General features: G+C 60.7%; 27 protein-coding genes and 3 pseudogenes. 23 read left to right on the top strand and 7 right to left on the bottom strand.

All coding sequences use genetic code 11. From position 1 onward, the window contains the following. Positions 1 to 38 precede the first annotated feature (38 nt). From DMP03_RS13505 to DMP03_RS13460, 10 genes and pseudogenes are all read left to right on the top strand, one after another. Positions 39 to 1,064 (top strand): ABC transporter substrate-binding protein, encoded by a 1,026-nt coding sequence (locus DMP03_RS13505; protein WP_152121072.1) that lies wholly within the window; start codon positions 39 to 41, stop codon positions 1,062 to 1,064. Beyond that, the gene (locus DMP03_RS13500) at positions 1,064 to 1,906 is read left to right on the top strand and encodes an ABC transporter permease (RefSeq protein ID WP_152121071.1); all 843 of its coding nucleotides are present in this window, start codon (positions 1,064 to 1,066) and stop codon (positions 1,904 to 1,906) included. Before DMP03_RS13505 ends, DMP03_RS13500 begins: the two co-directional genes overlap by 1 nt. Next, positions 1,897 to 2,685: an ABC transporter ATP-binding protein gene (locus tag DMP03_RS13495; protein WP_144263512.1), complete on the top strand. Its 789-nt coding sequence runs from the start codon at positions 1,897 to 1,899 to the stop codon at positions 2,683 to 2,685. The genes DMP03_RS13500 and DMP03_RS13495 overlap by 10 nt, the downstream gene beginning before the upstream one ends. Before the next feature lie 98 nt (positions 2,686 to 2,783). After that, positions 2,784 to 3,194 (top strand): CopG family ribbon-helix-helix protein, encoded by a 411-nt coding sequence (locus tag DMP03_RS13490; protein WP_152121101.1) that lies wholly within the window; start codon positions 2,784 to 2,786, stop codon positions 3,192 to 3,194. A gap of 137 nt (positions 3,195 to 3,331) precedes the next feature. Next, positions 3,332 to 4,012, top strand: a complete 681-nt coding sequence (locus DMP03_RS13485; protein ID WP_152121070.1) for an energy-coupling factor ABC transporter permease — start codon at positions 3,332 to 3,334, stop codon at positions 4,010 to 4,012. Beyond that, on the top strand, positions 4,012 to 4,335 hold the full coding sequence (locus DMP03_RS13480; RefSeq protein WP_152121069.1) for a cobalamin transport operon protein: 324 nt from the start codon (positions 4,012 to 4,014) through the stop codon (positions 4,333 to 4,335). The genes DMP03_RS13485 and DMP03_RS13480 overlap by 1 nt, the downstream gene beginning before the upstream one ends. Positions 4,336 to 4,337: 2 nt before the next feature. After that, positions 4,338 to 5,150 (top strand): energy-coupling factor transporter transmembrane component T family protein, encoded by an 813-nt coding sequence (locus DMP03_RS13475; RefSeq protein ID WP_152121068.1) that lies wholly within the window; start codon positions 4,338 to 4,340, stop codon positions 5,148 to 5,150. Between the two features lie 68 nt (positions 5,151 to 5,218). Continuing rightward, complete coding sequence (locus DMP03_RS13470) at positions 5,219 to 6,022, top strand: energy-coupling factor ABC transporter ATP-binding protein (RefSeq protein ID WP_394351043.1); 804 nt, start codon at positions 5,219 to 5,221, stop codon at positions 6,020 to 6,022. Further along, positions 6,003 to 6,716: pseudogene (locus DMP03_RS13465) on the top strand (DUF1405 domain-containing protein); the annotation flags it as partial. The gene DMP03_RS13470 and the pseudogene DMP03_RS13465, both read left to right, overlap by 20 nt. A 166-nt stretch (positions 6,717 to 6,882) precedes the next feature. Then, a complete protein-coding gene (locus DMP03_RS13460) occupies positions 6,883 to 7,272 on the top strand; it encodes a CopG family ribbon-helix-helix protein (protein ID WP_152121065.1) in 390 nt (129 codons plus the stop codon). 20 nt (positions 7,273 to 7,292) lie between these two features. On the opposite strand, the gene DMP03_RS13455 is transcribed toward DMP03_RS13460, so the two are convergent. Continuing rightward, on the bottom strand, positions 7,293 to 7,580 hold the full coding sequence (locus DMP03_RS13455; RefSeq protein WP_152121064.1) for an amphi-Trp domain-containing protein: 288 nt from the start codon (positions 7,578 to 7,580) through the stop codon (positions 7,293 to 7,295). Between the two features lie 116 nt (positions 7,581 to 7,696). Beyond that, positions 7,697 to 8,128 carry a CopG family ribbon-helix-helix protein gene (locus DMP03_RS13450; RefSeq protein ID WP_152121063.1) on the bottom strand — a complete coding sequence of 144 codons (432 nt, stop codon included), beginning with the start codon at positions 8,126 to 8,128 and terminating at the stop codon, positions 7,697 to 7,699. 98 nt (positions 8,129 to 8,226) lie between these two features. Here DMP03_RS13450 and DMP03_RS13445 point away from each other — a divergent pair, with 98 nt between their 5' ends. The 11 genes and pseudogenes from DMP03_RS13445 to DMP03_RS13395 all read left to right on the top strand — a co-directional run bounded on the left by DMP03_RS13445 (position 8,227) and on the right by DMP03_RS13395 (position 18,113). After that, positions 8,227 to 9,444 (top strand): GTP-binding protein, encoded by a 1,218-nt coding sequence (locus DMP03_RS13445; RefSeq protein ID WP_152121062.1) that lies wholly within the window; start codon positions 8,227 to 8,229, stop codon positions 9,442 to 9,444. Further along, the gene (locus DMP03_RS13440) at positions 9,444 to 10,784 is read left to right on the top strand and encodes a GTP-binding protein (protein ID WP_152121061.1); all 1,341 of its coding nucleotides are present in this window, start codon (positions 9,444 to 9,446) and stop codon (positions 10,782 to 10,784) included. The genes DMP03_RS13445 and DMP03_RS13440 overlap by 1 nt, the downstream gene beginning before the upstream one ends. After that, a complete protein-coding gene (locus DMP03_RS13435; RefSeq protein WP_152121060.1) occupies positions 10,781 to 11,353 on the top strand; it encodes a MogA/MoaB family molybdenum cofactor biosynthesis protein in 573 nt (190 codons plus the stop codon). The genes DMP03_RS13440 and DMP03_RS13435 overlap by 4 nt, the downstream gene beginning before the upstream one ends. Further along, positions 11,354 to 11,743, top strand: coding sequence for an iron-sulfur cluster assembly scaffold protein (locus DMP03_RS13430; RefSeq protein WP_152121059.1), 390 nt, complete (start codon positions 11,354 to 11,356; stop codon positions 11,741 to 11,743). A gap of 3 nt (positions 11,744 to 11,746) precedes the next feature. After that, positions 11,747 to 12,412: pseudogene (locus DMP03_RS13425) on the top strand (cobalt-factor II C(20)-methyltransferase). Positions 12,413 to 12,815: 403 nt separating this feature from the next. Continuing rightward, positions 12,816 to 14,393: a metal ABC transporter solute-binding protein, Zn/Mn family gene (locus tag DMP03_RS13420; RefSeq protein ID WP_152121058.1), complete on the top strand. Its 1,578-nt coding sequence runs from the start codon at positions 12,816 to 12,818 to the stop codon at positions 14,391 to 14,393. Then, entirely contained in the window at positions 14,390 to 14,611 is a 222-nt protein-coding gene (locus DMP03_RS13415) for a DUF7511 domain-containing protein (RefSeq protein WP_152121057.1), read from the top strand. Before DMP03_RS13420 ends, DMP03_RS13415 begins: the two co-directional genes overlap by 4 nt. Continuing rightward, complete coding sequence (locus DMP03_RS13410) at positions 14,608 to 15,384, top strand: metal ABC transporter ATP-binding protein (RefSeq protein WP_152121056.1); 777 nt, start codon at positions 14,608 to 14,610, stop codon at positions 15,382 to 15,384. Before DMP03_RS13415 ends, DMP03_RS13410 begins: the two co-directional genes overlap by 4 nt. After that, positions 15,381 to 16,439 carry a metal ABC transporter permease gene (locus tag DMP03_RS13405; RefSeq protein ID WP_152121055.1) on the top strand — a complete coding sequence of 353 codons (1,059 nt, stop codon included), beginning with the start codon at positions 15,381 to 15,383 and terminating at the stop codon, positions 16,437 to 16,439. The genes DMP03_RS13410 and DMP03_RS13405 overlap by 4 nt, the downstream gene beginning before the upstream one ends. A 29-nt stretch (positions 16,440 to 16,468) precedes the next feature. Beyond that, complete coding sequence (locus DMP03_RS13400) at positions 16,469 to 17,728, top strand: FAD/NAD(P)-binding protein (RefSeq protein WP_152121100.1); 1,260 nt, start codon at positions 16,469 to 16,471, stop codon at positions 17,726 to 17,728. Between the two features lies 1 nt (position 17,729). Beyond that, entirely contained in the window at positions 17,730 to 18,113 is a 384-nt protein-coding gene (locus tag DMP03_RS13395) for a DUF7124 domain-containing protein (protein WP_152121054.1), read from the top strand. Between the two features lie 60 nt (positions 18,114 to 18,173). Here the strand turns inward: DMP03_RS13395 and tsaA are convergent, their stop codons facing one another. The 5 genes and pseudogenes from tsaA to DMP03_RS13375 form a co-directional block, all read right to left on the bottom strand. Continuing rightward, a complete protein-coding gene (tsaA, locus tag DMP03_RS13390) occupies positions 18,174 to 18,665 on the bottom strand; it encodes a tRNA (N6-threonylcarbamoyladenosine(37)-N6)-methyltransferase TrmO (protein WP_152121053.1) in 492 nt (163 codons plus the stop codon). Positions 18,666 to 18,739: 74 nt separating this feature from the next. After that, entirely contained in the window at positions 18,740 to 18,892 is a 153-nt protein-coding gene (locus DMP03_RS14430; protein ID WP_172967163.1) for a C2H2-type zinc finger protein, read from the bottom strand. Positions 18,893 to 19,032: 140 nt separating this feature from the next. Continuing rightward, the gene (locus DMP03_RS13385; RefSeq protein WP_152121052.1) at positions 19,033 to 19,299 is read right to left on the bottom strand and encodes a hypothetical protein; all 267 of its coding nucleotides are present in this window, start codon (positions 19,297 to 19,299) and stop codon (positions 19,033 to 19,035) included. Positions 19,300 to 19,301: 2 nt separating this feature from the next. Beyond that, a pseudogene (locus tag DMP03_RS14805) lies at positions 19,302 to 19,631 on the bottom strand (GTP-binding protein); the annotation flags it as partial. Positions 19,632 to 19,815: 184 nt separating this feature from the next. Beyond that, entirely contained in the window at positions 19,816 to 20,499 is a 684-nt protein-coding gene (locus DMP03_RS13375) for a dolichyl-phosphate hexose transferase (protein ID WP_152121050.1), read from the bottom strand. A 252-nt stretch (positions 20,500 to 20,751) separates the two neighbouring features. Between DMP03_RS13375 and DMP03_RS13370 the strand changes: the two genes are divergently transcribed. Both DMP03_RS13370 and DMP03_RS13365 read left to right on the top strand, forming a co-directional pair. Further along, a complete protein-coding gene (locus DMP03_RS13370) occupies positions 20,752 to 21,165 on the top strand; it encodes a DUF5805 domain-containing protein (protein WP_152121049.1) in 414 nt (137 codons plus the stop codon). Continuing rightward, positions 21,158 to 22,183, top strand: coding sequence for a tyrosine-type recombinase/integrase (locus DMP03_RS13365; RefSeq protein WP_152121048.1), 1,026 nt, complete (start codon positions 21,158 to 21,160; stop codon positions 22,181 to 22,183). Before DMP03_RS13370 ends, DMP03_RS13365 begins: the two co-directional genes overlap by 8 nt. Positions 22,184 to 22,341: the final 158 nt, after the last annotated feature.

Below are 22,341 nucleotides of genomic sequence, written 5' to 3'. Positions count from 1 at the left end.
AGGTATTATTAGAACTGCTTCTAGAGTTAGCAACACTGATGGTTCAAATCTCGCGCCGAAGACTACTCCAGAAGGCAGGCGCAACCACGATTGCTGCGACGGGAATTGCTGGCTGTCTCGGTCAGGGAGGTGCATCACTCGATTCCGTCACGGTCGCGTACGTCCCGATTTACCCGAACATGCAACACTACGTGATGGAGCAAGAGGGTTACTACGAGGACGTTCCGACAGAGGTCACAATAGAGCGGTTCAGCTCCGGCCCCAGTGTTGTCAAGGCGTTCGCGAGTGGGGACGTCGACGTTGCGCTTTTCGGGAACACTCCTGCAATGGTCCTCGTTGACAAAGGGACCAACGCCGGTATCCTCGCGGCGAACTCGAGAAATGGCTTCAAGATCATGGGGACGACCGAACTCAGCGATCTCTACGAACAGGAAGGGGCTGCCACGTTCGAGCGCTTCGAAGAAGAGCACGGGCGGAAGGTCCGGTTTGGAGCACCGCCGGACGGGAGCGTCCCCGACATCGTTCTCCGGTACTGGATTCAGGAGGACCTCGACGTCGGTGAGATGGACTCCACCATCAACAAGTCCAAGGTACCGCCGGCGAAGGCGGTCCAGACCATCCAGTCGGGCGACATCGACGCGACGATCATCCAGGAACCGTTCGCGACGATCATCAGCCAAGCTGACGGGTTCGAGGAACTCGCCTGGTCCGGGAACATCCTGGACAACCACCCCGTCACGGTGCTGTTCGCGAACCAGCGAGTGCTCGACGACGATGAGGTCGCCCAATCGCTCGTCGAACAGCACGTCGCGGCGACCGAGTTCACGGAGAACTCCCCGGATGCCGCCGCCAGCCACGCTGCCTCGGTCATCGGCTCCGGCGTGAGTGAAGACCTCGCGACGGCCGCCGTGGATTCGAAGGCGTCGGAGTTCATCTCGGATCCCCACGCGATCACCGATCAGGCCGCGACGATGGGAGAGTTCGTCGCCAACGTCGGCAACATCGAGGAGCCAGTCGCGACCGAGGACCTGTTCGCGTTCGACCCCTACGACGCAATACAGTAATGAGCACGCAGACCGACACCAGTTCGAACGCGCTGAGGGCCGAAACCTTCGAGGGGAACCTGCAGCGGTATCTTCGCGGCCTCGGCGGTCTCGTCGTGTTCCTGCTCGTCTGGTGGGTTGGCGCGATGACGACCCAGCCGTCGTATCTGGTGCCGGGTCCCCTCGAGTCAGTGTACGCGTTCATAGAGCTGTTTGCGACCTCGACGACGATCGTGGCCCCCGTTCTGGGGTCGAGTCTGGTACTCCCGACTGGACTCGCACACCTCGCACAGACGCTGTTCCACTACGTTCCCGGCCTCCTCCTCGGTGCGGGCTGTGGGATCGGACTCGGACTGGCGATGGGCTGGAACGGGGTACTCGACGACTGGCTCCGGCCGCTCGTCCGGGTGCTGCGACCGATTCCACCGCTGGCGTGGATCGTCTTCGCGATCGTCTGGTTTGGCATCCACCACACCGGCGCGGCCTTCATCGTCTTCGTCGGCGCGTTCTGGATCAATTTCTATGGTGCCTACGGCGGCGTGGAGGGCGTTTCGACCGACCTGACCGATGCCGCATCGACGCTCGGCGTCGAGCGCGACCTCTCGATGCTGAAACTCGTTGCCCTCCCGAGTGCGGCTCCCCAGGTGTTGACTGGGTTCCGGACGAGCATTGGTCGCTGCTGGATGATCGTCGTCGGCGCAGAGTTGTTCGGCGCCCCCGGCGTCGGCTACGAGATCATAAACGCCTCGAACAACCTCGCGATGGCGACCAGCGTCGCCTATATGTTCCTCATCAGCCTGGCGTTCCTCTGTATGGACGTTGGGTTCCGGCTACTCGAACGGAGGGTCCTCGCATGGCGCTGAGTTCGGACTCGTCCGTCGGTCGAGACGCACGTGAGAAGATCACTATCCAGAACGTCAGCCGCTCGTACGAGTCGACGCAGGCGCTCGATGACGTCTCGTTCTCGGTGCCGGAGGGCGAGTTTTGCTGTGTCGTCGGTCCCTCGGGGTGTGGGAAGACGACGCTGTTGCGAGCGATCGCCGGGCTCGACGATCCCGATGGTGGTTCGATACTGGTCGGTGGAGACCCGGTTACCGGTCCTGGGCTGGACAGGGGAATGGTCTTTCAGGAGTACGCGCTGTTCCCGTGGCGAACCGTCCGCGGAAATATCCGGTTTGGCCTTGATCGGCCCGCCTGTGACTGTCCCGACTGCGAGGGACGGGTCCGGGAGTTGATCGACCTGGTAGGGCTCGATGGCTTCGAGGACGCGTACCCGAAGGAGCTGTCGGGCGGCATGAAACAGCGCGTCGGTATCGCTCGCGCACTCGCCCCCGATCCGGAGATCATCTTGATGGACGAACCGTTCGGGAGTGTCGACGCTCGGACGCGCGACCGCTTGCATGCCGAATTGCTCGATATCTGGACGCAAACCGGACAGACCGTCGTGTTCGTCACCCACGACATCGACGAGGCAGTGACCCTCGCTGATCGCGTGGTCGTCATGGATGCCGATCCGGGAACCGTGCAGTCGACGTTCTCTATTGACTTAGAGCGCCCACGTGAACGGACCTCTCGTGACTTCGTGGACCACGTCGCGCGAATTAGGGATGCGCTCGGAAGTCCTGTCGACACTAGCCACTGATACGCTCTTACAGCAAGATTATTAATAGTAATTTATTAGACCGCTATCTCTATTATCTTCGAGACAATTTTTAATATATGCCCATCGTGAGCTCCTCGATGACGGAGCGACTCCGGGACGATCTCGATACGTTTGCGGAAGAACACGGTTACACCGGACGAAGTGAGGTCATCCGCGAAGCGTGCCAGTCGCTACTCGAAGAATACCAAGAGACAGACGACGAGGATCGGCGGGTATTGGCGACAGTTACGGCTGTCTTCGGATACGACGAGCCGGAGATCGAACGCCGGATGATGGATATCCGCCACGAATTCGAAGCGTCAATCCGGTCGAACTCTCACAACTGCCTCGAAGGCAACGCCGGCTGTGTCGAGACGTTCGTCATCGAAGCCGCGTACGACGACGTCCTGCGATTCATCGGAACCGTTCGAGGAGCAGACGAGTCAGTTTCGGTCGAATACACGGTCCTGCCCGTCGACGTTATGAACGCACAGCCCGTCGAGGAGTAGGATCGAAGTCACTTCCACCGACGGAAATCAACACCCTCGTCTAACAAGACACAGCACCAGCCCACCCTATAATTATTATCTGGAACAGCCGAATACAGCAACTTTATTATAATCGCAGCTAAAATTGCCAAACAGAGATGGCACACATTCACCTCGGTGAAGGGACGTTCCCGGTATGGGCACTCGTTCTGTGGACGACGATCGGCGTGATACTCGTCGCCGCAGTCGTCTACCGGGTCCGGAAGGGTGGTATCAAAACGCATCAGATCGCACTCGCTGGAATCGGTTCTGCCGCGAGTTTCGCGGTCTTCCAGCTGAACATTCCCGTGTGGGGCGGTATCCACATGAACCTCACCGGGTTGGTCGGTATCTTGGCCGGCCCACTGCTGGGCTCACTGATCGCGCTGGTGGTGAACATCTTCTCGGCAGCGCTGGGCCACGGTGCAGTCGGCCTGATCGGCGCGAACACGCTCGTCAACGCGAGCGAAGCTATCGTCGCCTACTACGCGTTCAAGACGCTGATGGGGATGGACTGGGACGTCTTCCCCGCAAGCGCCAGTGCCGCGACGCTCGGCCTCTCGGCGGGCGCGTTCCTGATGGGAGCGATCATCGTCGTCAGCGGCGTGAACGGAAGCGCGCTGCCGCGCGGTGATCTGACGATCGCCGTCGCCGGTCTCGTCGGGCTCAACCTCGGCGTCGCCGTCATCGAGGGACTCCTGACGGGCTTCATCGTTCAGTTCCTCGCCTCCGTCCGCCCCGACCTCGTCGGGCTCGACGACCGTGACACCCAGGAGGAGCCGACCGGGGTGACGGCCTGATGCAGCGCTGGAAGCAATACGGTGGCCTCCTCGGGCTGTTCGCAGCCTTCCTCGCGGCTGGCTACTGGGGCTTCACCGCAACTGGCGGCGCACTCCCGTGGGCCAAGCGGTCCGCAAAAGCACTCCAGCGTGGGGTGCAAGACGGCGGCGGCGCCCTCGTCGACATCGGCCGCGGCATCGTCGTCGCCGGCCCCATTCGGAAGGGCGGAATGATGCTCGAATTCGGCGCGATCGTCCTCGTACTGGTTGTCCTCGGTATCGGACTGTACGTCTACGTCGACCGCTACGGTGGCTTCGAGGACGGAGAACGCCCAGCTCGGTAACCGTGACGACACTCTCGAACCACGTTCCCGATCCGCGGCTCATCACGGCGTTCGCCGAACGGCGAGACGGGCCGTTACACCGCGTCAATCCATGGACGAAGGTCGGTGTCGTCGGTGCACTCGTCCTCGCCGTCACGGTGTTCGACCGCCTTGCGCTCTTGGCCGGACTATACGGAGCCGTACTGGTGGTCTATGGACTCGCGGGACTGCCATACCGACGACTCGCTGGGTGGTACACGCTCCCGATGCTGTTCATCGTCTCGGTCGCCGGGCCGCTGGCGTTCCTCGAACCGGGGACGCCGATCGGTGGCGCGCTCTCGACACCGCTTGGTGAACTTTCTGTCACGTGGGCAGGGCTCGTGCTCTTCGGGGAGCTCAGCTGTCGATCACTCACGGTCGTCACGTTCGCCCTGACGGCGTCGATGACGACTAAATACACCGACGTGGCGTACATGCTCGGGCGGTTGCTCCCACGGCCGATCGACCAGATCGCGCTGCTCACCTATCGGTTCACGTTCGTCATGATCGAGACGCTTGAGGACCTCGTGAAAGCCGCGCTCTCTCGGGGTGCGAACTTCTCAGAGTTCTGGTCGAACAAACGGCTGTACGCGAGAATCCTCGGCATGACGATGCTGTCGGCGATTGAGCAGTCAGAACGACTCGTCAAGTCGATGGGAGCCCGTGGCTACAACGGCGACATCACGCTGTACGGCGACGTCTCGCGGCCACCAATCCACGAACTATTCATCGTGGTGGGTTCGTATGTTGCCGTCGTCGGCTACGCAGCGGTCGCGGTCTACGGGGTGAGACTGTGAGTCGAGACGATTCACCGCTCGTCGATCTTCAGTGTGAGGCCCACACCTACCCCGACGGGACGGTCGGCATGCACGACGTCGACTTCTCGGTGTACCCCGACGAAGTCGTCGCACTCGTCGGCGGCAACGGCGCCGGGAAGTCGACGCTCCTCGAACACCTGAACGCGACGCTCGTTCCCGACGACGGCGAACTCGTCGTCGACGGCACGCCGATCACCGAAGACAACAAGGCACACGCACGGCGGGAAGTCGGGTTTGTCTTCCAGGACGCCGATACCCAACTCGTCGCACCCACGGTCCTCGATGACGTGATGTTCGGCCTCCAGAACTACGGCGTGCCCGGTGACGAAGCGAGAGCGCGCTCTCGTGAGGCGCTTGCGACCGTCGACGCGAGCCACCTCGAAGACCGAATCCCACACTACCTGAGCGGCGGCGAGAAACGCCTCGTCGGCCTCGCTGGCGTGCTGGTCCTCGAACCGAGCGTGGTCGTGCTGGACGAACCGCTCGCAGGGCTCGATCCCGAACGGTCCCAACTGGTCGCCGAGCGAATCGAGCAGATCCACGAGGACGGTATCAGCGTCGTCCTGTCGACGCACGACCTCGAATTTGCCGCTGAAGTCGCAGACCGAGTCTGTGTGATGGCCGACGGCAACGTCGTCGGGAGCGGGACGCCCCGAGAGGTGTTCTACGACGACGCGCTGTTGGCGGAAGCGAACCTGCACCCGCCGAGTGCGGTTCGTGTGGCTCGCGATGCAGGGCTGGGGGCGACCGAACAGCCAGTGACGGAAGCGGACCTGGTGGCGCTCCTCACAGAAGCCAGCAACTTGGAAACCACACAGACACCCTCTCCAGATGGGCGCGGACACGACTGAGCGCCTCCATCGGTATCTCGCGCCACTTCCTCGGCGGATCGAGACGGGTGCCCTGCAGTACGCGTGGGTAATCGTCGCAATCAACCTCGCGGGAACGGCATTCGGCTTCTGGTACTATATCCCTCAGTTCCAACTCGAGCCGGTCGTCGCGTGGCCGGTCGTCCCGGACAGCCCGACAGCCACGTTGTTCATCGCCTGCTCGCTGGCGCTCTACAAACTCGGGCGGTCGAACGAGTACCTGAACATGCTGGCGTTTTTCGGCTGTATCAAGCTCGGCCTCTGGACACCGTACGTCCTGACAGTATTCGCAGACGCGTTTCTCGCGACGGTCACGCCACCACCGCAGGTCGTTCCACTGTTCGGACGAGAACTCGCCTCGAACGCGATGTACGCCTTCCTGTTCGTCTCACACTTGGGGATGGTCGTCCAAGCGTTCCTCATCCATCGCTACAGTGACTTTCCGGGTCGAGCGATTCTCGTTGCCGTAATCTGGTACGGATTCAACGATCTTGTCGACTACTTCGTCCCGATTGTCGGGACACCGCATCACACCCTGTTGCCGGTCGAACCGATCGTGAACGGCACCGTCCAGCACGTCTCCCCGGCACACGAGATTGCAGCTGCGGGCGCTGTTGCGCTGGCGATTCTGGCGACAATACTCGCCGTTGCGACTCGACGAGCGAAAACAATACGAACCGACAGGCCTGTATCAGCCCGAAGCCTGCCTTTTCGCCGCCAGATCGTTACAGCACGGTATGTTCGAACACCGGAGAATGATTCACCCCACCGCCGGCCACTATCATACTATAGCAGATTTAATTGCTAATAACTCATAAGTGTGGAGTGCAGATTAATACTTGATGCGCACGAGCGTCAACATCCCCGACGATCTCCTCTCCGAGTTCGATGAGACGTGGCAGGCCGAGGGATTAGATTCACGATCGCGTGGTGTTCGCGAAGCGATGCAGGAGTATATCGAGGTACACACCAGACTGGAGGATATCGAAGGCGACGTCGTCGTTATCATCGCTTTCGATTACGAACACGAAGCGGTTATCGAAGAGATTCACGACGCACAACGTCAGTTTCAGGACGTCATCACGACCACGAATCATATCCATGAAGGAGAGTGGTGTCTCGAGACGCTCTTCTGCAGCGGACCGGCACCGCGTGTCCGGGGCCTCACCTATCGCTTGCGCGATTTCGATGCGGTGAGTCGGGTCAAACTGATGCTCCTCGCGGAGCACTAGGCTGTACTCACGGCTGGTTCTCACTCGATTTCCAGCTGACTGCTCTCACGATCTCCATCAGCGCCGTTCTCGTCCCATTCGAGTTCGAACTCGATACTCAATTCACCGGGTCCATCTGTCGGCCCCTCACGTTCGGCTTTGACCTCGAACGTCGGGCGGGCTGGCGGCTCCATTGTCACGGGATCGGATCCCGATTTCAGAGTGATTCCGTCTCCTTGTTCCAATTTATCGGCTACACGGCGAAGATACGCTGCGATTTCCTCTCGACTCTGGTCGCTTTCCGATTTGAACAGGACCTCTTCGGGCAAATGGACACAGATGCCGCCCATGCAGATAACTGCACCCTCTGTCCGAACCGCTGCTGCCCTATCTCACGAATACAAGCACGCGGCGCCTACGCGTTCCTGTGGATTTCAACACGCCTTCAAGATTCAATGTGCTGATCAATGGGATCTCTGCCGACTGAGGTGATCGAGTAATCCACTGCCCGGACATTCGGCACTGCCCGGACGGTGTTGACGAAGCCAGCTAGTGCCTCCGTGGTCCCCTCAAGGACGAACAACTCCATACAGTACTGGTCCTGGACGTGTGCATGGGTAGTCGCGGAGACGATAGCATCGTATTCGTGGCGTACTCCCGTGAGACGCTGCTGGACGGCAGGTTGACAGTACTCGAAGACCACCGATACTGTACACATCTGCTTCTGTCCGTCGATATTTCGCCCCTGAAACTCTTCGAGTAGCGTCCGTGTGCCTTCGCGGACGACCTCGCTTCGGCCACTGTACCCGTGTTCGTCGGCGAACTCGTCGATGCGTTCGAGTAACGCTTCGGGCATCGAGATGCTAACGACGCTCATATACTAAAATACTATTCTGAGTTATTAGTTTCTGTTATGACTGTGGAAACCATACCGTAATAATTAGTATTTTAGTATAGTAGATTCATAACCCGCGTATGCCGTTCAACAACGACCCGATCCCGGTGACAATTCTCAGCGGAAGCCTCGGTGCCGGCAAGACGACGACGCTCAACCACATTCTCAGTAGCGAGCAGGAACTGAACGCTGCCATCTTAGTCAACGATATGGGCGAAGTGAACGTCGACGCCGACCTCGTCGAACGCGAGTCGGATCTCACCCAGAACGACGACGAGATCATCGAGATGTCGAACGGGTGTATCTGCTGTCGGCTCCGTGGCGATATGCTCGACGAAGTGGGACGATTGGCCGAAGAGCGAGACTTCGAATACCTCCTCGTGGAATCGTCTGGAATCAGCGAACCGATTCCGGTCGCCCAGACGTTCGCCCGCGGATTTGAGGACGCGGAGTTCGACCCTACGGGCGTCTACGAACTCGACACGATGGTCAGTGTCGTCGACGCACACAGCTTCTGGCAGGGTTTCGACTCCGGACAGGTGCTCACTGACGATGAAATGGAGCCGCAGGGCAATCGTGTCCCCGAGGAAGCCCTCATGGACCAGATCGAGTTCTGCGACGTTCTCCTGTTGAACAAGTGCGACCTCGTCCCGGACGACGAACTCGAGGAGATGGAGGCCGTCCTGAAGACGCTCCAGCCGCGAGCGAAGATCATCCGGACCGAACACGGCGCCGTCGATCCCGAGGAGATCCTGAACACGGGTCGATTCGACTTCGAGGAAGCAAGCCAGTCCGCCGGGTGGAAGCGTGAACTCCAGCACGGACATCACCACGAGTCAGCCGCCGATGAACACGGCGTCACGTCCTTCGTCTTCGACGCCGACCGACCGTTCCATCCCGAGCGGATCGCTCGTCTCTTTGCCGATCTTCCCGACGGGATCGTTCGCGCAAAAGGCTTTTTCTGGTCCGCCGGTCGCGAAGACATCGCGATGGGGCTCGACAAAGCAGGCCAGTCGGTCCGGGCCGGTCCGAAAGGGACGTGGATCGCCACGCTCCCAAAGGCCCAACAGGAGCGCTACTTCGCCGCCCGCCCCGGCATCAAAGAGGACTGGGACGACCAGTGGGGCGACCGCGGATCAGAACTCGTGTTCATCGGCCGCGAATTCGATCAGGAGACACTAATCGAGCGACTGGAAGACTGTGTCCTCTCAGACGCAGAAATGACCGAGGACTGGAACGAGTATCCGGATCCGTTCACCGCCGACGAACAGCGCGAACTCGCACTGGCTGACGACTGATGGCCGTCGACGAGCAACCCCCGGTCACGACCCTCAGTGGCGGGCTCGGCGCCGGAAAGACGACCCTGCTCAACCACCTCCTTACCATCGGGGGCGAGGAGTACGATATCGCCGTTCTGGTCAACGACGTCGGCGAGGTGAATGTCGACGCCGACCTCATCGAGAATGGCTCCGAACTCTCGATGGAAGACGGCGGTGTCACGGAGCTGTCGAACGGCTGTATCTGCTGTGGGCTGCAAAACGAACTCGATCAGGAACTGAGACGCCTCGCGTTCGACGAGGCGTTCGACTATCTGGTCGTCGAAGCCTCGGGTATCAGCGATCCAGTTCCCATCGCCCAGCGGTTCGTCTCGCCCGCACGTGCGTCGGCACTGTACGATCTCGATACGACCGTCACGGTGGTCGACGCTGCACAGTTCCATCAGGCGTTCGTCGATGGCCGCCCACTCAAGTCGACAGACGACGACGCCCGACCGCTATCGGACCTCCTCGCCGAGCAAGTCGAGTTCTGCGACGTACTCGTCCTCAACAAGTGCGATCTCGTTTCCGAGACAGAGCGCGAGGCGGTCGAACGCGTCGTTCGAACACTCCATCCTGGGGTCGACGTGGTCCGCACGACCGAGAGCACCGTCGACCCGGAACGAGTTCTCGGAACGGGTCGGTTCGATCAAGACGAGGCGAGTGACTCCGCCCGGTGGAAACAGGCACTCTCGCCCGATCACGGAGACGGCACAGACGTCGATTCAGACGACCACCATGAGAGCCAGACGGAGATGGACGACCACGGGCATGGCGACGACCACGAACACGGAACTGGCGACGACCACGACCACACCCACGACGATGAGCACGATCACTTACACCCACCCGAGGAGTTCGGTGTCGACTCGTTCGTCTACGAGCGCCACCGACCGTTCCATCCCGAACGGTTCCGAGAGTGGCTCGGGTCCTTTCCAGAATCCGTCGTCAGAGCGAAAGGACACCTGTGGGTCGCTGGCCGAGAGCGCTACGCGCTCGACCTGAGTCAGGCAGGAACACAGACCCACGTCGAGGTCAACGGGCGGTGGGCAGTCACACTCCCCGAGTTCCAGCGCGAGTCCTACCGCGAATCGCGGTCGGACCTCCACTGGGACGAACAGTGGGGTGACCGCGAAGTGAAACTCGTCTTCATCGGGGCTGGGATGGACGAATCCAGTATTGCCGACGCCCTCGACGACTGCCTCGTTTCGGAGACAGAAATGGAAGACGACTGGGAGGCGTTCAAGAATCCATTCCCAGGGACGATGGAGTGGTCGCAGCCCCCGATCGAACAACGTCTCGTGGTAGGTGACCGACAGTGATACAGAATCGTCGCGAACTGCCACCGGCGGCGGATCGGCGGACGACTGACGCCGACGGTCACGACTGCATCGACCCGCTCGGCGTGGCCATCGTAACCGTGTCCTCGTCACGCGGAGATAGCGTCGAAAAGACGCCGCCAGACCCGAGTGGCGACGCCATCGCGAGCATCCTCGTCGAAGCGGGTCACGTCGTTACGGCACGCCGGATGATTCCAGATGACTACGTCCAGATCAAGACCACAGTGAGCGACTGTTTGGATCGACCGGATGTCGACCTCGTCGTGACCACAGGCGGAACGGGAGTCACCGTCGACGACGTCACTCCGGACGCGGTGAGCGAACTCTTCGACCGCGAACTGCCGGGCTTCGGCGAAGCGTTCCGATGGCTCTCGTGGGAGGAGGTACGAACGCGTATCGTCTCAACCCGTGCGACAGCGGGCATCGCCCGCGACGTGCCAGTGTTCGTGCTCCCGGGAAGTGTGAACGCCGTCGAGCTCGCCACGGCGGAGATTATCAGCGAGGAAGCCCCGCATCTTGCCGGACTCGCAACCCGACACAAGGTCGAATAGATGCAGGGTTCTAAAATGTATCAGGAGGTAATCCTGGATCACTACCGTAACCCTCGAAGGTGGGGCCGCCTCTCGCCGGTTACCTTCTCGCACACTGGCGAGAATACCTCCTGTGGCGACGAACTCACGTTTGATCTCAGACTCGCCGAGGACGGTGAGACGATTGAAGAGGTCACGTTTACTGGAGAAGGCTGTGCGATTAGCATTGCGAGTGCGAGCCTGCTCGCCGAAGAACTCCCAGGAATGACGCTCTCGGAGGTTCGTGACCTCGACCGTGAGGACGCCCTCGATCTCTTGGGAATCGAGCTGACGCCGATGCGCGTCCCGTGTGCTGTGCTCGCGGAGAAAGTGGTTCAGGACGGTATCAAGAGCCACGAGGAGGGCACGTAACCGATGATGCTCTACGGAATCGGGCTGGGACCGGGTTCGGCGGACCTGCTCACGGTTCGCGGCAAGCGACGACTCGAATCGGTCGACGTCGTCTACTCACCGGGACGACTGTCACGGCGCGTCGCAGCCGAGTACGTTTCCGAATCGAAACTGAGTGACCTCGAGTTCCCGATGACGACCGATCCCGAAGAACTCTAGGCAGCGTGGGAGACGGCGGCCGCGGAAGTCGCGCCGAAAGCGCGAGAGGCCGACGCGGCGTTCGTCACGCTTGGCGATCCCTGTATCTACTCGACGTTCGGGCACCTGCGTCGGACGCTTCGCGAGCAGCATCCCAGCATCGACATCGAAGTCGTTCCCGGTGTCAGCAGTGTGACGGCATTCGCTTCGGTCCTCGGGGTCGACATCGACGCTGGCGCTGAACTGACGCTACGCGAGGCGACCGACGGCGAAGCACCGATCGGTCCGAATCGGTTGATCCTGTTCAAAGTGACTGACGCACCGACGACCTACGAAAAGATGACTGAAGCAGGGTACGAGGTGACGTTCGGACGGCGACTCTTCATGGATTCGGAAGAGCCCCTCGTTACGAACGATCCCGGTGAGGTAACTGATCGAGACTACTACACGCTCGCGTACGCAGAGAAACGGGAGGCGACCGGGTCTGCGTGATGGGCGGATGCTGTCGGTCGTCCGGGGTAGGACCAACGTGAAGTGTCCTCAGGCGATGACGCCGAGGGTTTCTAGTTTTTCGGTGGAGTATTCCGTGCGGAGTTCTTCCATCGAGTGTTCTTCGAGAACCTCCGCTCGCTGTTCGTCACTCATCTCGGTCAACTCGCTGAAGCAGTGGCACATTGCAACCGTATCTGGGTGCCACAGCTACTAAATGCCTGTTAGCACGCTTCTCGGGCTTATGTAATACGGAATCTGAGGTAGCAACGATTAGCAATTCCAGAGCCCACGTTAGTTATCCCGGCAACGGTTAGCAAGTCTCCATCTCACTTAGGGAGATATTATTAACCTCACCGTACAAAATCATAGCTCTTATTATCTAGTTTACCAGTGTTAACAATAGATGCCTCGATACACCCGACGACGACTCGTCGCAACTGGAATCGGATTCACTACCATCGGCTCCCTCGCTGGCTGTCTCTCGAACGACGCCAGCTCCAATGATTCAGGTGGAGCCGGGCCGGAAGCCCAGTCTTCGTTCTTCGTATTCGGGGACTTGGCCAGTCAGGTTGCAGGCGACACTGCGACCGCAGAGACGCTCGTCCCGATCGGCCAACACGGCCACGGGTGGGAGCCTGGCTCCAAAATACAGGGAACGATCCTCGAATCGGATCTCTTCCTCTACGGGATGGAGGGATTCCAGCCGTGGGCTGACGACCTCGCGACGAGTCTCCGTGACGACGACGCCGATGTCGACATCGTCGCTGCCGGTGCTGGTATCGACCTCATCGAAGGCGGACACGACCACGGTCACGAAGAAGACCACGAGGGGGAACACGAGGAAGGCCACGACGGCGAAGGAGAACACGGCCACGATGAACACGAAGAGGGAGACCACGAGGAGCACCACGGCGAATCGGCCCCGTGGGAGTGGGTTGGTCTCTACCACCTCGAAGCTGGCACCTACACGTACACGTTCCACGAGGGCCCCGATCCGAAGATGCAGCTAGCCGTTATCGCAACCGAAGAGGGCGGCGACCACGGTATTCACCACGTCGAGGAGACCGCAACCACCCTCTACGGCGACCACGACACGCACACACCGGTAGAAGGCGGAGAGACACTCACGCCGTCCAGTGAGTCACTCTATCACCTCCAGTTCGCGGATTCCGGCGAGACGACGTTCTCCCTCGATATCGAAACGGAGGGCCACTACGTCCTCTTCGCCCAGCACGCTCCCGCGGAGTTCGACGCGACGCTCACCAACGGCAGTGGGTCGGCCATCGAACCCGAAGTGACCGAGACTGCCGGCGAACACGGACACGAGGGCGATGGCGAGCACGAAGGTGAACACGACCACGAGAGTGGAGAGGAACACGAAGACGAGCACGAGGGAGAAAACGAACAGGAAGGCGAGGAGGGACACAACCACAACCATTCCGGCGGAACGGACCCACACTTCTGGCTAGACCCGGAGCGAGCGAAGCAGGCGGTCGACAACATCCGGAGCGGGTTCGTCGACGTCGACAGCGACAATGCCAGTGCCTACGCCGAGAACGCCGAGTCGTACCGTAATCGTCTGGACGAACTCGACGAGTCGTTCCAGTCCGCGCTTGAGGGCGCCTCGAAAGACGTCGTGTTCGTCGCTGGTCACAACGCCTTCCAGTATCTCGGCCAGCGCTACGGATTCGAAGTACAGACGCTGACGGGACTGTCACCGGACGACCAGCCGACGCCGAAGGACATCGAGCGGGCCCAGGAGATCATTGCCGAGCACGACCTCCAGTACGTCTGTGCGGATCCGCTCGAATCCCAGACCGCGGCGAACCAGCTCGTCGAAGAAACCGACGCCACCGAAGTCCTGCCGCTGACGCCGATTCCCGGACAGACCCAAGAGTGGGCCGACGAGGACTGGGGCTATGTCGAGATCATGGAAAACATCAATCTCGAGACGCTGAAGCAGGCCCTCGACGCAGAATGAGCGACACCACGTCTGGCGACACGGAACCGGAGTGGGACGGGAACGCCGAGCACGGTCCGTCCGAGAGCCCTCGTTCGGGATTGATGGCACTGGTCGTCGGCCCAGCGGAGAGACCCGTCTGTACGATCTATCCGCCGGACGTGGCTGTTCCGTATCGGACGACGACCTGGATTACGGCGTACGGGAACTCGTTCGTCGACCTCGACGACTACCGATGACGACAGCAACGACGGAGAGGGAACGGGCGGGAGACCCTCTCATCAGCGTCGACGACGTCACATTCGGCTACGGAGAGATCCCGGTTCTTGAGTCGGTGTCGATCGACGTCGAACCCGGATCCTTCCTCGGACTGGTCGGGCCGAACGGCAGCGGCAAGAGCACGCTGCTCGACCTGATGCTCGGTCTCCGACGGCCCGACAGTGGAACGGTTTCGCTGTTCGGCGAACCCGCCCACGAGTTCGACGCCGGTGAGCGAATCGGATACGTCGCACAGGACGCGACGAAGGCGGCGCGCGATATGCCGGTCACGGTTCGAGAAGTTGTCGAGATGGGGCGGTACCCGCGGCGGCTCTTCGGCCGATTCTCGACAGCGGACCGGCGAGCGGTCGAGGAGGCGCTGGAACAGGTCGGAATCACAGACCTCGCGTCTCGCCGGGTCGGCCGACTGTCCGGTGGCCAACGACAACGGGTCTTCATCGCCCGTGCGCTCGCCTCGGAGGCCGACCTACTCGCGCTCGACGAACCGACGGTCGGCGTCGATGCCGAGTCCAGAGAGGAGTTCTACAGCCTTATCCACGAATTGAACGCGACTGGACTGACCGTCATCCTGATCGAGCACGACATCGGCGTCGTCACCACGCACGCGACGGACATCGCCTGTATCAACCGCCAGTTGTACTTCGACGGTAACCCGGAGGAGTTCGTCGAGACTGATGCACTCTCGCAGGCATACGGAAAGGACCAGCACGTCCTCCAGCACGACCACAGATGATGCACACACTACACCGCCTCGGAGAGAGTATCCCATTCGAGGATGCGATCGCATCCCTCCTCCTCACAGTCAACGTCTTCACCTCCATCGAGTGGTTCCTCGACCACGTTTTCGGTCCCGGAATGGACGTGCTGGCCGACCTGCTCGGCACGCCGATGCTCGGGTATCCCTACATGCAACGGGCCTATCTCGCTGCTGTGTGTATCGCCCTTATCGGACCTGTCGTCGGAACGTTTCTCGTCCATCGAGAGATGGCGATGATCAGCGATACGCTCGCACACACTGCCTTCGCCGGCGTCGCCGTCGGGTTGTTCCTCAATTCGGCCCTCTCGCTTTCGCTGTCCCCGCTGCTCACCGCGTTCGTGGTCGCAGTCGTCACGGCACTACTCGTGGAGTTGCTCGTCGAACACGCCGGGGCGTACAGCGACACCTCGCTGGCCATCGTCCTGACGGGCGGATTCGCCGTCGGCAGTATTCTCATCACTGCAACCGACGGTGGCATTGCGGTCGGCATCGACGCCTACCTCTTCGGCAGTCTGGCGACCGTCTCGACGGAGAACGTCGGGATCCTCGTGTTGATGAGCGTCATCGTCGGCAGCCTCGTCACGCTGGCGTATCGGCCACTCCTGTACGTCACGTTCGACGCGACGGCTGCCCGCGCGGCGCGACTGAATGTCCGCCTGTACAAACGCCTCATGGTCGTGCTCACGGCGCTGGTCGTCGTTAGCGCGATGCAGATCATGGGCGTCATTCTGGTCGCTGCGATGCTTGTCGTTCCGGTCGCCGCCGCGGCGCAGGTCGCCGGGAGTTTCAAGCAGTCTATCTTGTTGGCGGTCCTTGCTGCCGAGTTCGCGGCGATAGCCGGTGTGACACTATCGTACGTCTATGGAATTGCGGCCGGTGGCTCGATTGTCCTCGCGGCGATTGCTGTGTACGCTGTCGCCCTCGGCTTCCAGGGGCTGGCGCATCGTCTCCCAACCGTTCGACGGCTCCACAGCCAACGGCCAGGACAGACCCGAGAAGGACTCGAAGCCGACGGAGGCGAGCGAGAGTGACCATCGACGGACTGAACACCGATCACACGATGAACGGGCCAGAGTCCTACGAGTACGTGATCATCGGTGGCGGTATTCACGGAACGTGCCTGGCGAACTATCTCCTCACCGAGGGAGCGTACAGACACCAGGACCTCTGTCTCGTCGAACCTCGCGAGCAGTTACTCGCGTCGTTCGAGACCAAGGCTCGTCAGTGCGGAATGCGAACGCTCCGGTCGACGTTCGTCCACCACATCGGCACAGAGCCGTTCTCACTTGAATCGTTCGCGGAGGGGGCCGGTCGGGAGGCGGAACTCGTCTCGACGGAAAACTATCCGAATCGACCGACGCTGGAACTCTTTCTCGACCACGCTCGAAACGTCATTGACCGGCGTGGTATCCACGAGTGTCACCTCCAGTCGAGGGCGACGGGAGTTACCAGGACTGGGGCAGGCGACCGACTCGAAGTACAGACGGATGCTGGGTCGCTCGAAGCTCGCCACGTCGTGTTAGCCATCGGACTCGGTGGCTCGCGAACGCTCCCCACGTGGGGGACGTCACTCCCGGACGACGCCCCGCTCGTTCACGTCTGGGACGACGAGTTCGACCCGACGACAGCAGCGGAATTTTCGGGACCGACGTTCGTCGTTGGGGGCGGCATCACCGCTGGGCAACTTGCCTGCCGCCTCTCGGAACACACAGACGTGACGCTCCTGTCGCGTCACGACCTCGATATCGAACTGACCGAAGCCGACCCGTACTGGATCAACTGGCGACACATCGAACAGGAGATTCACACGCTCCCGCCGGGGTCGAAGGCCCGTCTTGACCGGATTCGGGTCGCCCGCAACGATGCGACGATTCCGCCGTACGTCGAGCGTCGACTGGACGAAGCCTATGACTGTGACGACCTCGAAATCCGACGCGGCGAGATCGCGTCTGCATACGCGACAGACGAGGGATTACTGGTGCGGTTCGACGACGGCAAGACCGCAACGAATGCGCAGGTCGTCCTCGCGACCGGACTCGATCCGGTCCCGGAGCACCCATTGGTCGGATCCGTCGCCGAGTCGCTGTCACTCGAGCGCGGGGCGAACAGCTTTCCGGTCCTCGACGACCGGACGCTCGCGTGGCGAGAAGCCGACGGAACCCGTTCTGCGGTGTACGTTTCGGGAGCGCTCGCAGAACCCAGTGTCGGCCCCTTTGCCCGGAACATCGTCGGCGCTCGTCGAGTCGCGGAACGGCTCCTCGCGTCACGACACAGGGCCGGTTCAAAGAGAGCGCCGTCGGCTCCAAGAGGGAGGTCCTGAAATGCCGTCGGACGACCTCACGCTCGCCTTCTCGTTGCAGGCCCTCGAGAAGCTCGCACGACCGAAGCGAGCATTCGAAGACGCCGCTACGTGGACGAGTCACATCGGGATCGTCTCCTCGGAGTCGTCCTTCATCGAACGACGGCGAGTCCGAGAGGCGGGATACCAGCAGGACTTCTTATCGGGTCCGCGTTCGATCGAAGAGACACTCTCGAGTCTTCGAAATCACTTCGAGACGGAACGGTACGTGTTCGTCGGGACGGACGAGACTGACGGGGTTGTAGAGACGGTGCCTGACTGGACCTTCCAATCAGTGACCGACGCTGCAACGGCTGCGGACTGGCGGCTTGGGACTACGTCCGCAACTGGCGACGACTGGCCTTAGCGAGTCACGTCTGGGACCGAATTTCCGGTCCAAGTCCTCCACGAGTAGCGGCCGGCCGCCTCAGAGAAACCGCTTGTCGGCCTGTTCTGATCGGATCGTCGATTCCGACGCATCGAGCCAGCCCGTCTGCACCTTGGACGGGATATCGAACTCGGGAACGAACGGTTTGAGATCCAGCAATGGCGTCCCGTCGACGACGTCGATACCGCTCACGGTCAGTTCCTGTTCTGTGACGGACTCGATTGCCACAATGGAGAGGCCGATCGAATTCGGACGTTGTGGCGCCCGTGTCGAGAAGACTCCTCGTCGTTCGTCATCGAGAAACGGTTCGACCCGTAGGGGAGCGTCATCGCTAGATGCGTGAAAATGGTACAACAGAATACAGTGCGAGAACTCGGCAAGATCCGCTAATCCATCCGCATACGACGCATCGATCTCGACAGTTCCTGTGACTGAATCCGCTCCGATCGGTTGAATCGGCATTCCTTCTGGTGATTCGAACGGCGTCCGAATCACCCCAATCGATTCGTAGCTGAACGTGTCTTTGGGCACGTTCGTGGCTTCGTCTTCTACCGAAAAATCAGTATCGTGACCGAGACAGATCTGTCCCGTGGCGTAGTGATTGCTCAGTGATTCTCGTGGATGTGGTTGCGCAGCGAATCGGAGTCGTCGAACTTCTCGTCGCACTCGGCACACGTGTTGTGATGAAGCGCGACGTGCTGGGTCACGCCAGCAGCGCTCTGGAACTGTGCATCGCAGCTGGAGCAGGTGTACGACATTACATTAACAACTGAAGCTCTGAGTGAGTAAAAGGATTATTAAAAATAAGGTCAGAGAGATTGATACGGACTAGTAAATCGACTCTCCAGCTAACTAAGAATGACCGGCTGGGAAGTTCAAAAAGCCCGCCCAATTAGAGCTAGGTCAGCTCTTTTGCCCGTTCACGGAGGGGCCGTGCGAGGCTTCTGTCGTCGACCAGTTTCTCGAGTTCGTTCATCGCTCGGCACTGACCGAGAGCGTTCAGTGCTTGGCGGCGATACCGCCCGTAGAGACCGTTCGTGACTACGATGAGGCGAAGTTGTGTGGTTGCCCCAGCCTTCGCGAGTCCGTTGATGGCGTCTTCCCGAGCGTGCCGCGGCGTGTTCTTGTCGACGACCGTCTGGAAGAGTGAACGTGGTGAAGACATCGTCAGTCGGCGAGACCGACCTCTTCGGCACTGTTTTCGCCCGCTTCGGTGTCGTCACTCTCCGCCGCTCCATCCTCGGATTCGAACGTCGGGAAACGGTCCTCGAAGGCGTCCCAGTCGGCGTCCATCTCCTCGTCGGTCAGTGTAGCTGCATCGAGTTTCACTCTGAGCGCATCGTGGTCCATGTCCGTGCCGATAAGAACGAGTCGGGTTCCTCTGTCACCCCACTCCTCGTCCCATACCTCCTCTAGCTCGGGATTGGCCTCGAAGTAGGCCTCGCGCTCTTCAGTCGGAAGGGCCGCAATCCATCTGCCCGCGGGTGCAACTTCCAGCTGTAGCTAATTCGATATAGCACTATACGATTTACAAGTCGGGCGTAGAACACGACGGGTCGCAGGAAATGCAACGATACTACGAGAAAATGTGAGAAGCTGCGAGATTACACCCACCGATACCCCGAGACGACAGCAGTCAGCAGAGAATAACAGTCGAGAGACTGCTGTGTCGTGGAACCGACTATCGGACCTGTTCTTGCAGCGAGACCTTCACGATGGACTTCGCGATGGCGTAGCCGCCGGCCAGCGGGTCGAGCTTCGTCTCGCCGGCGCGTTCGGCGTACGCTATCGGCTCCTCGTACACGTCGTACCCTCGGCCGAGCGGCCGCAACAGCAGTTCCGCAGAGAGACCGGTGTTTTCCGTCCACTCGATGTTCCGGATGACCTCCTCGCGATAAGCGCGCATCCCAGTCGTGGTGTCGTGGACGCGGTCGCCCATCAGAAGTGAGCCGGCGAGCGCGAACAGTTCGTTGCCGATGAGATTCGTCGTCGGCATCGCCTCGCCGCCGCGATACAGTCTATCGCCCGAAACCACGTCGTACCCGTCGTTGACGAGTTCGATGAAGCGCGGAATCGCGTCCATCGGGTACGTGTCGTCACAGTCGGTCGTAATGATGAGCGGGCGAGAGGCCGACTCCAGCGCCTCCTTGACTGCGTAGCCGTAGCCGCGAGGCTCTTGTTCGATGACTCGTGCACCGTGTTCGCGAGCGATCTCCGGCGTCGCGTCGTCGCTCCCGTCGACACAGACCACTTCGGCCCGTCCGTCGGTCACGCGGTCGATGTCGTCGAGTACGGTCTCGATGGCCTCGGCCTCGTTGTACGTCCCCATCACGACACTCAGATCGTCGAAGGTGTACTCCGCCATACCGAGTGTGACACGCGCCAATATTTAGGTGCGCCGAAATCTCTCCAACAGCCCAGATTCGATTGTGGCCCAGTTCGTGGCAATAGCCGGCGCTATTTTATATCCGATTAATTAGCCTGCTATGCGTGTAGACAAGATAGAATATGGGATACAATAATTGGTAGGCGGATCTTGGCAGTCCAGATACTGTGATAAGTGGAGTTATTCTGCTATATGGGATAGTTTGAAGATGCTGGCTGTGTTCGTCTCGGTATGGCCACCGACGACGACCGCGAGCGCGCGAGCGTGCGAACCTACGTCCCGCACTACCAGAAAGAGGCGTGGGTCGAGGACGCAGACCGGTTGGGGATGAGTCAGGCGGAGTTCGTCCGAACGATGGTGCAGGCGGGGCGCAGAAGCTTCGAATTCGGCACCGAGAGCGAGTCCAACGCGAGTAACCCCGACAATAGCAGTTCAGAGGGCACAAACCCAGGGGTGGACGGGCTCGAGACGCAACTCGTCGAGTTGCTCGACGCAGATTCACACCAGTCGTGGGATGAGCTACTCGCCGGCGTGACCGACGACGTGGAGAAGCGGCTGGAGCAGACGCTGGAAACGCTCCAGCAGGAGAACCGTGTTCACTACAGCGGTCGCCACGGTGGCTACACCCTCTCGGCCGATGAGTGAGACCGCCAACCCGGACGACCCAGTCGGGTATTTCCTCCAAGACCTCACCTACCACGGCAAGACCGAACGGACGCGAGAGGCGTATGAACGGGTTCTCAGGGAGTTCGAGAGCTTCATCGAGACGGAGCGGGGGGCAACACTGGCAGAGGCGACACAGCGGAGCTGTATGGCGTGGGTCCATACCCTTCGGGGAGGACGTGCTCCCTCGACCGTCGCCTCGTACGCGTCGTATCTCCACCGATTCTACGCCTACATGACTCAGGTCGGCGTCTTCGAACAGAACCCGATGACGCTCGTCTTGGAGGAGATGGACGAATCCATCGACACGGACCCCGCACGCCGTGAAATCATGCTCCCGGAGATGCGGGAGTTCGTGGCCGATATCGAACATCCACTCGACCGGGGGGTCGTCGTGACGCTACTGAAAACCGGAATGCGTGTCGGCGAACTCTGCAATCTGGACGTACAGGACATCTATCTCGACGACGGCGAGGTACAGAACGCGTTCGACACCGGCCATCGAGGCGCACTCGACGGCCGGCCGGACTCGCTGTACGTCTCTCCGGAGCCGTCTCGCGGCGTCGTCGTCAACGGCGAGGAACGAACAGAGTCGAACAAGCGCCGGCGTGCGACCGTCATCCCCGTCGACCCAGAGCTGAAGCGCGTGCTCAAACGCTGGCTCGCGGTTCGCCCGGAGACGCAGGCCGCCGGAGAACCGCTGTTCTGCTCGACGAGCGAGTGGGGCCGCCGGCTCACCATCGGGATGGTGGGTCAATCCGTCCAGTCTCACGCCACACAGCGGGGTTGGTACCGGACCGGCGGCGGTGCAGAAGAGAACGTCACCCCCCACTACTTCCGCCACTTCTTCACGACGCACCTGCGAGACCGCACCGGCGACCGGGGGATCGTGAAATATCTCCGCGGCGACGTGGCCGACGACATCATCGACACCTACACCCACAACTGGGGCGACCGGGTCCGTGAGACGTACGACGAGCACATCTACTCGCTGTTGTGACCTCCGAGTCTCGTTGGTTTTGCAAACTAGTTGTCACTCTTATCGCGGAGGGGCTGTCGCTCGACAGACTCATAAATCATATGCTACGATATCAATTTCGAGTGGTGGGATTAACCGAGCCGGTGTCTGAGAAGCAACAACTGGGGAAAAATCAGGAG

It is taken from the genome of Halosegnis rubeus (assembly GCF_009184545.1).
GTDB lineage: Archaea > Halobacteriota > Halobacteria > Halobacteriales > Haloarculaceae > Halosegnis > Halosegnis rubeus.
This window is presented reverse-complemented; position numbering and strand designations above follow the sequence as displayed.

Bases quoted from the DNA above. Each gene is read 5' to 3' on its own strand.
- DMP03_RS13505 (WP_152121072.1), top strand. From the start codon at position 39: ATGGTTCAAATCTCGCGCCGAAGACTACTCCAGAAGGCAGGCGCAACC.
- DMP03_RS13500 (WP_152121071.1), top strand. From the start codon at position 1,064: ATGAGCACGCAGACCGACACCAGTTCGAACGCGCTGAGGGCCGAAACC.
- DMP03_RS13495 (WP_144263512.1), top strand. From the start codon at position 1,897: ATGGCGCTGAGTTCGGACTCGTCCGTCGGTCGAGACGCACGTGAGAAG.
- DMP03_RS13490 (WP_152121101.1), top strand. From the start codon at position 2,784: ATGACGGAGCGACTCCGGGACGATCTCGATACGTTTGCGGAAGAACAC.
- DMP03_RS13485 (WP_152121070.1), top strand. From the start codon at position 3,332: ATGGCACACATTCACCTCGGTGAAGGGACGTTCCCGGTATGGGCACTC.
- DMP03_RS13480 (WP_152121069.1), top strand. From the start codon at position 4,012: ATGCAGCGCTGGAAGCAATACGGTGGCCTCCTCGGGCTGTTCGCAGCC.
- DMP03_RS13470 (WP_394351043.1), top strand. From the start codon at position 5,219: ATGCACGACGTCGACTTCTCGGTGTACCCCGACGAAGTCGTCGCACTC.
- DMP03_RS13460 (WP_152121065.1), top strand. From the start codon at position 6,883: ATGCGCACGAGCGTCAACATCCCCGACGATCTCCTCTCCGAGTTCGAT.
- DMP03_RS13450 (WP_152121063.1), bottom strand. From the start codon at position 8,128: ATGAGCGTCGTTAGCATCTCGATGCCCGAAGCGTTACTCGAACGCATC.
- DMP03_RS13445 (WP_152121062.1), top strand. From the start codon at position 8,227: ATGCCGTTCAACAACGACCCGATCCCGGTGACAATTCTCAGCGGAAGC.
- DMP03_RS13440 (WP_152121061.1), top strand. From the start codon at position 9,444: ATGGCCGTCGACGAGCAACCCCCGGTCACGACCCTCAGTGGCGGGCTC.
- DMP03_RS13430 (WP_152121059.1), top strand. From the start codon at position 11,354: ATGCAGGGTTCTAAAATGTATCAGGAGGTAATCCTGGATCACTACCGT.
- DMP03_RS13420 (WP_152121058.1), top strand. From the start codon at position 12,816: ATGCCTCGATACACCCGACGACGACTCGTCGCAACTGGAATCGGATTC.
- DMP03_RS13415 (WP_152121057.1), top strand. From the start codon at position 14,390: ATGAGCGACACCACGTCTGGCGACACGGAACCGGAGTGGGACGGGAAC.
- DMP03_RS13410 (WP_152121056.1), top strand. From the start codon at position 14,608: ATGACGACAGCAACGACGGAGAGGGAACGGGCGGGAGACCCTCTCATC.
- DMP03_RS13405 (WP_152121055.1), top strand. From the start codon at position 15,381: ATGATGCACACACTACACCGCCTCGGAGAGAGTATCCCATTCGAGGAT.
- DMP03_RS13400 (WP_152121100.1), top strand. From the start codon at position 16,469: ATGAACGGGCCAGAGTCCTACGAGTACGTGATCATCGGTGGCGGTATT.
- DMP03_RS13395 (WP_152121054.1), top strand. From the start codon at position 17,730: ATGCCGTCGGACGACCTCACGCTCGCCTTCTCGTTGCAGGCCCTCGAG.
- DMP03_RS14430 (WP_172967163.1), bottom strand. From the start codon at position 18,892: ATGTCGTACACCTGCTCCAGCTGCGATGCACAGTTCCAGAGCGCTGCT.
- DMP03_RS13385 (WP_152121052.1), bottom strand. From the start codon at position 19,299: ATGTCTTCACCACGTTCACTCTTCCAGACGGTCGTCGACAAGAACACG.
- DMP03_RS13375 (WP_152121050.1), bottom strand. From the start codon at position 20,499: ATGGCGGAGTACACCTTCGACGATCTGAGTGTCGTGATGGGGACGTAC.
- DMP03_RS13370 (WP_152121049.1), top strand. From the start codon at position 20,752: ATGGCCACCGACGACGACCGCGAGCGCGCGAGCGTGCGAACCTACGTC.
- DMP03_RS13365 (WP_152121048.1), top strand. From the start codon at position 21,158: ATGAGTGAGACCGCCAACCCGGACGACCCAGTCGGGTATTTCCTCCAA.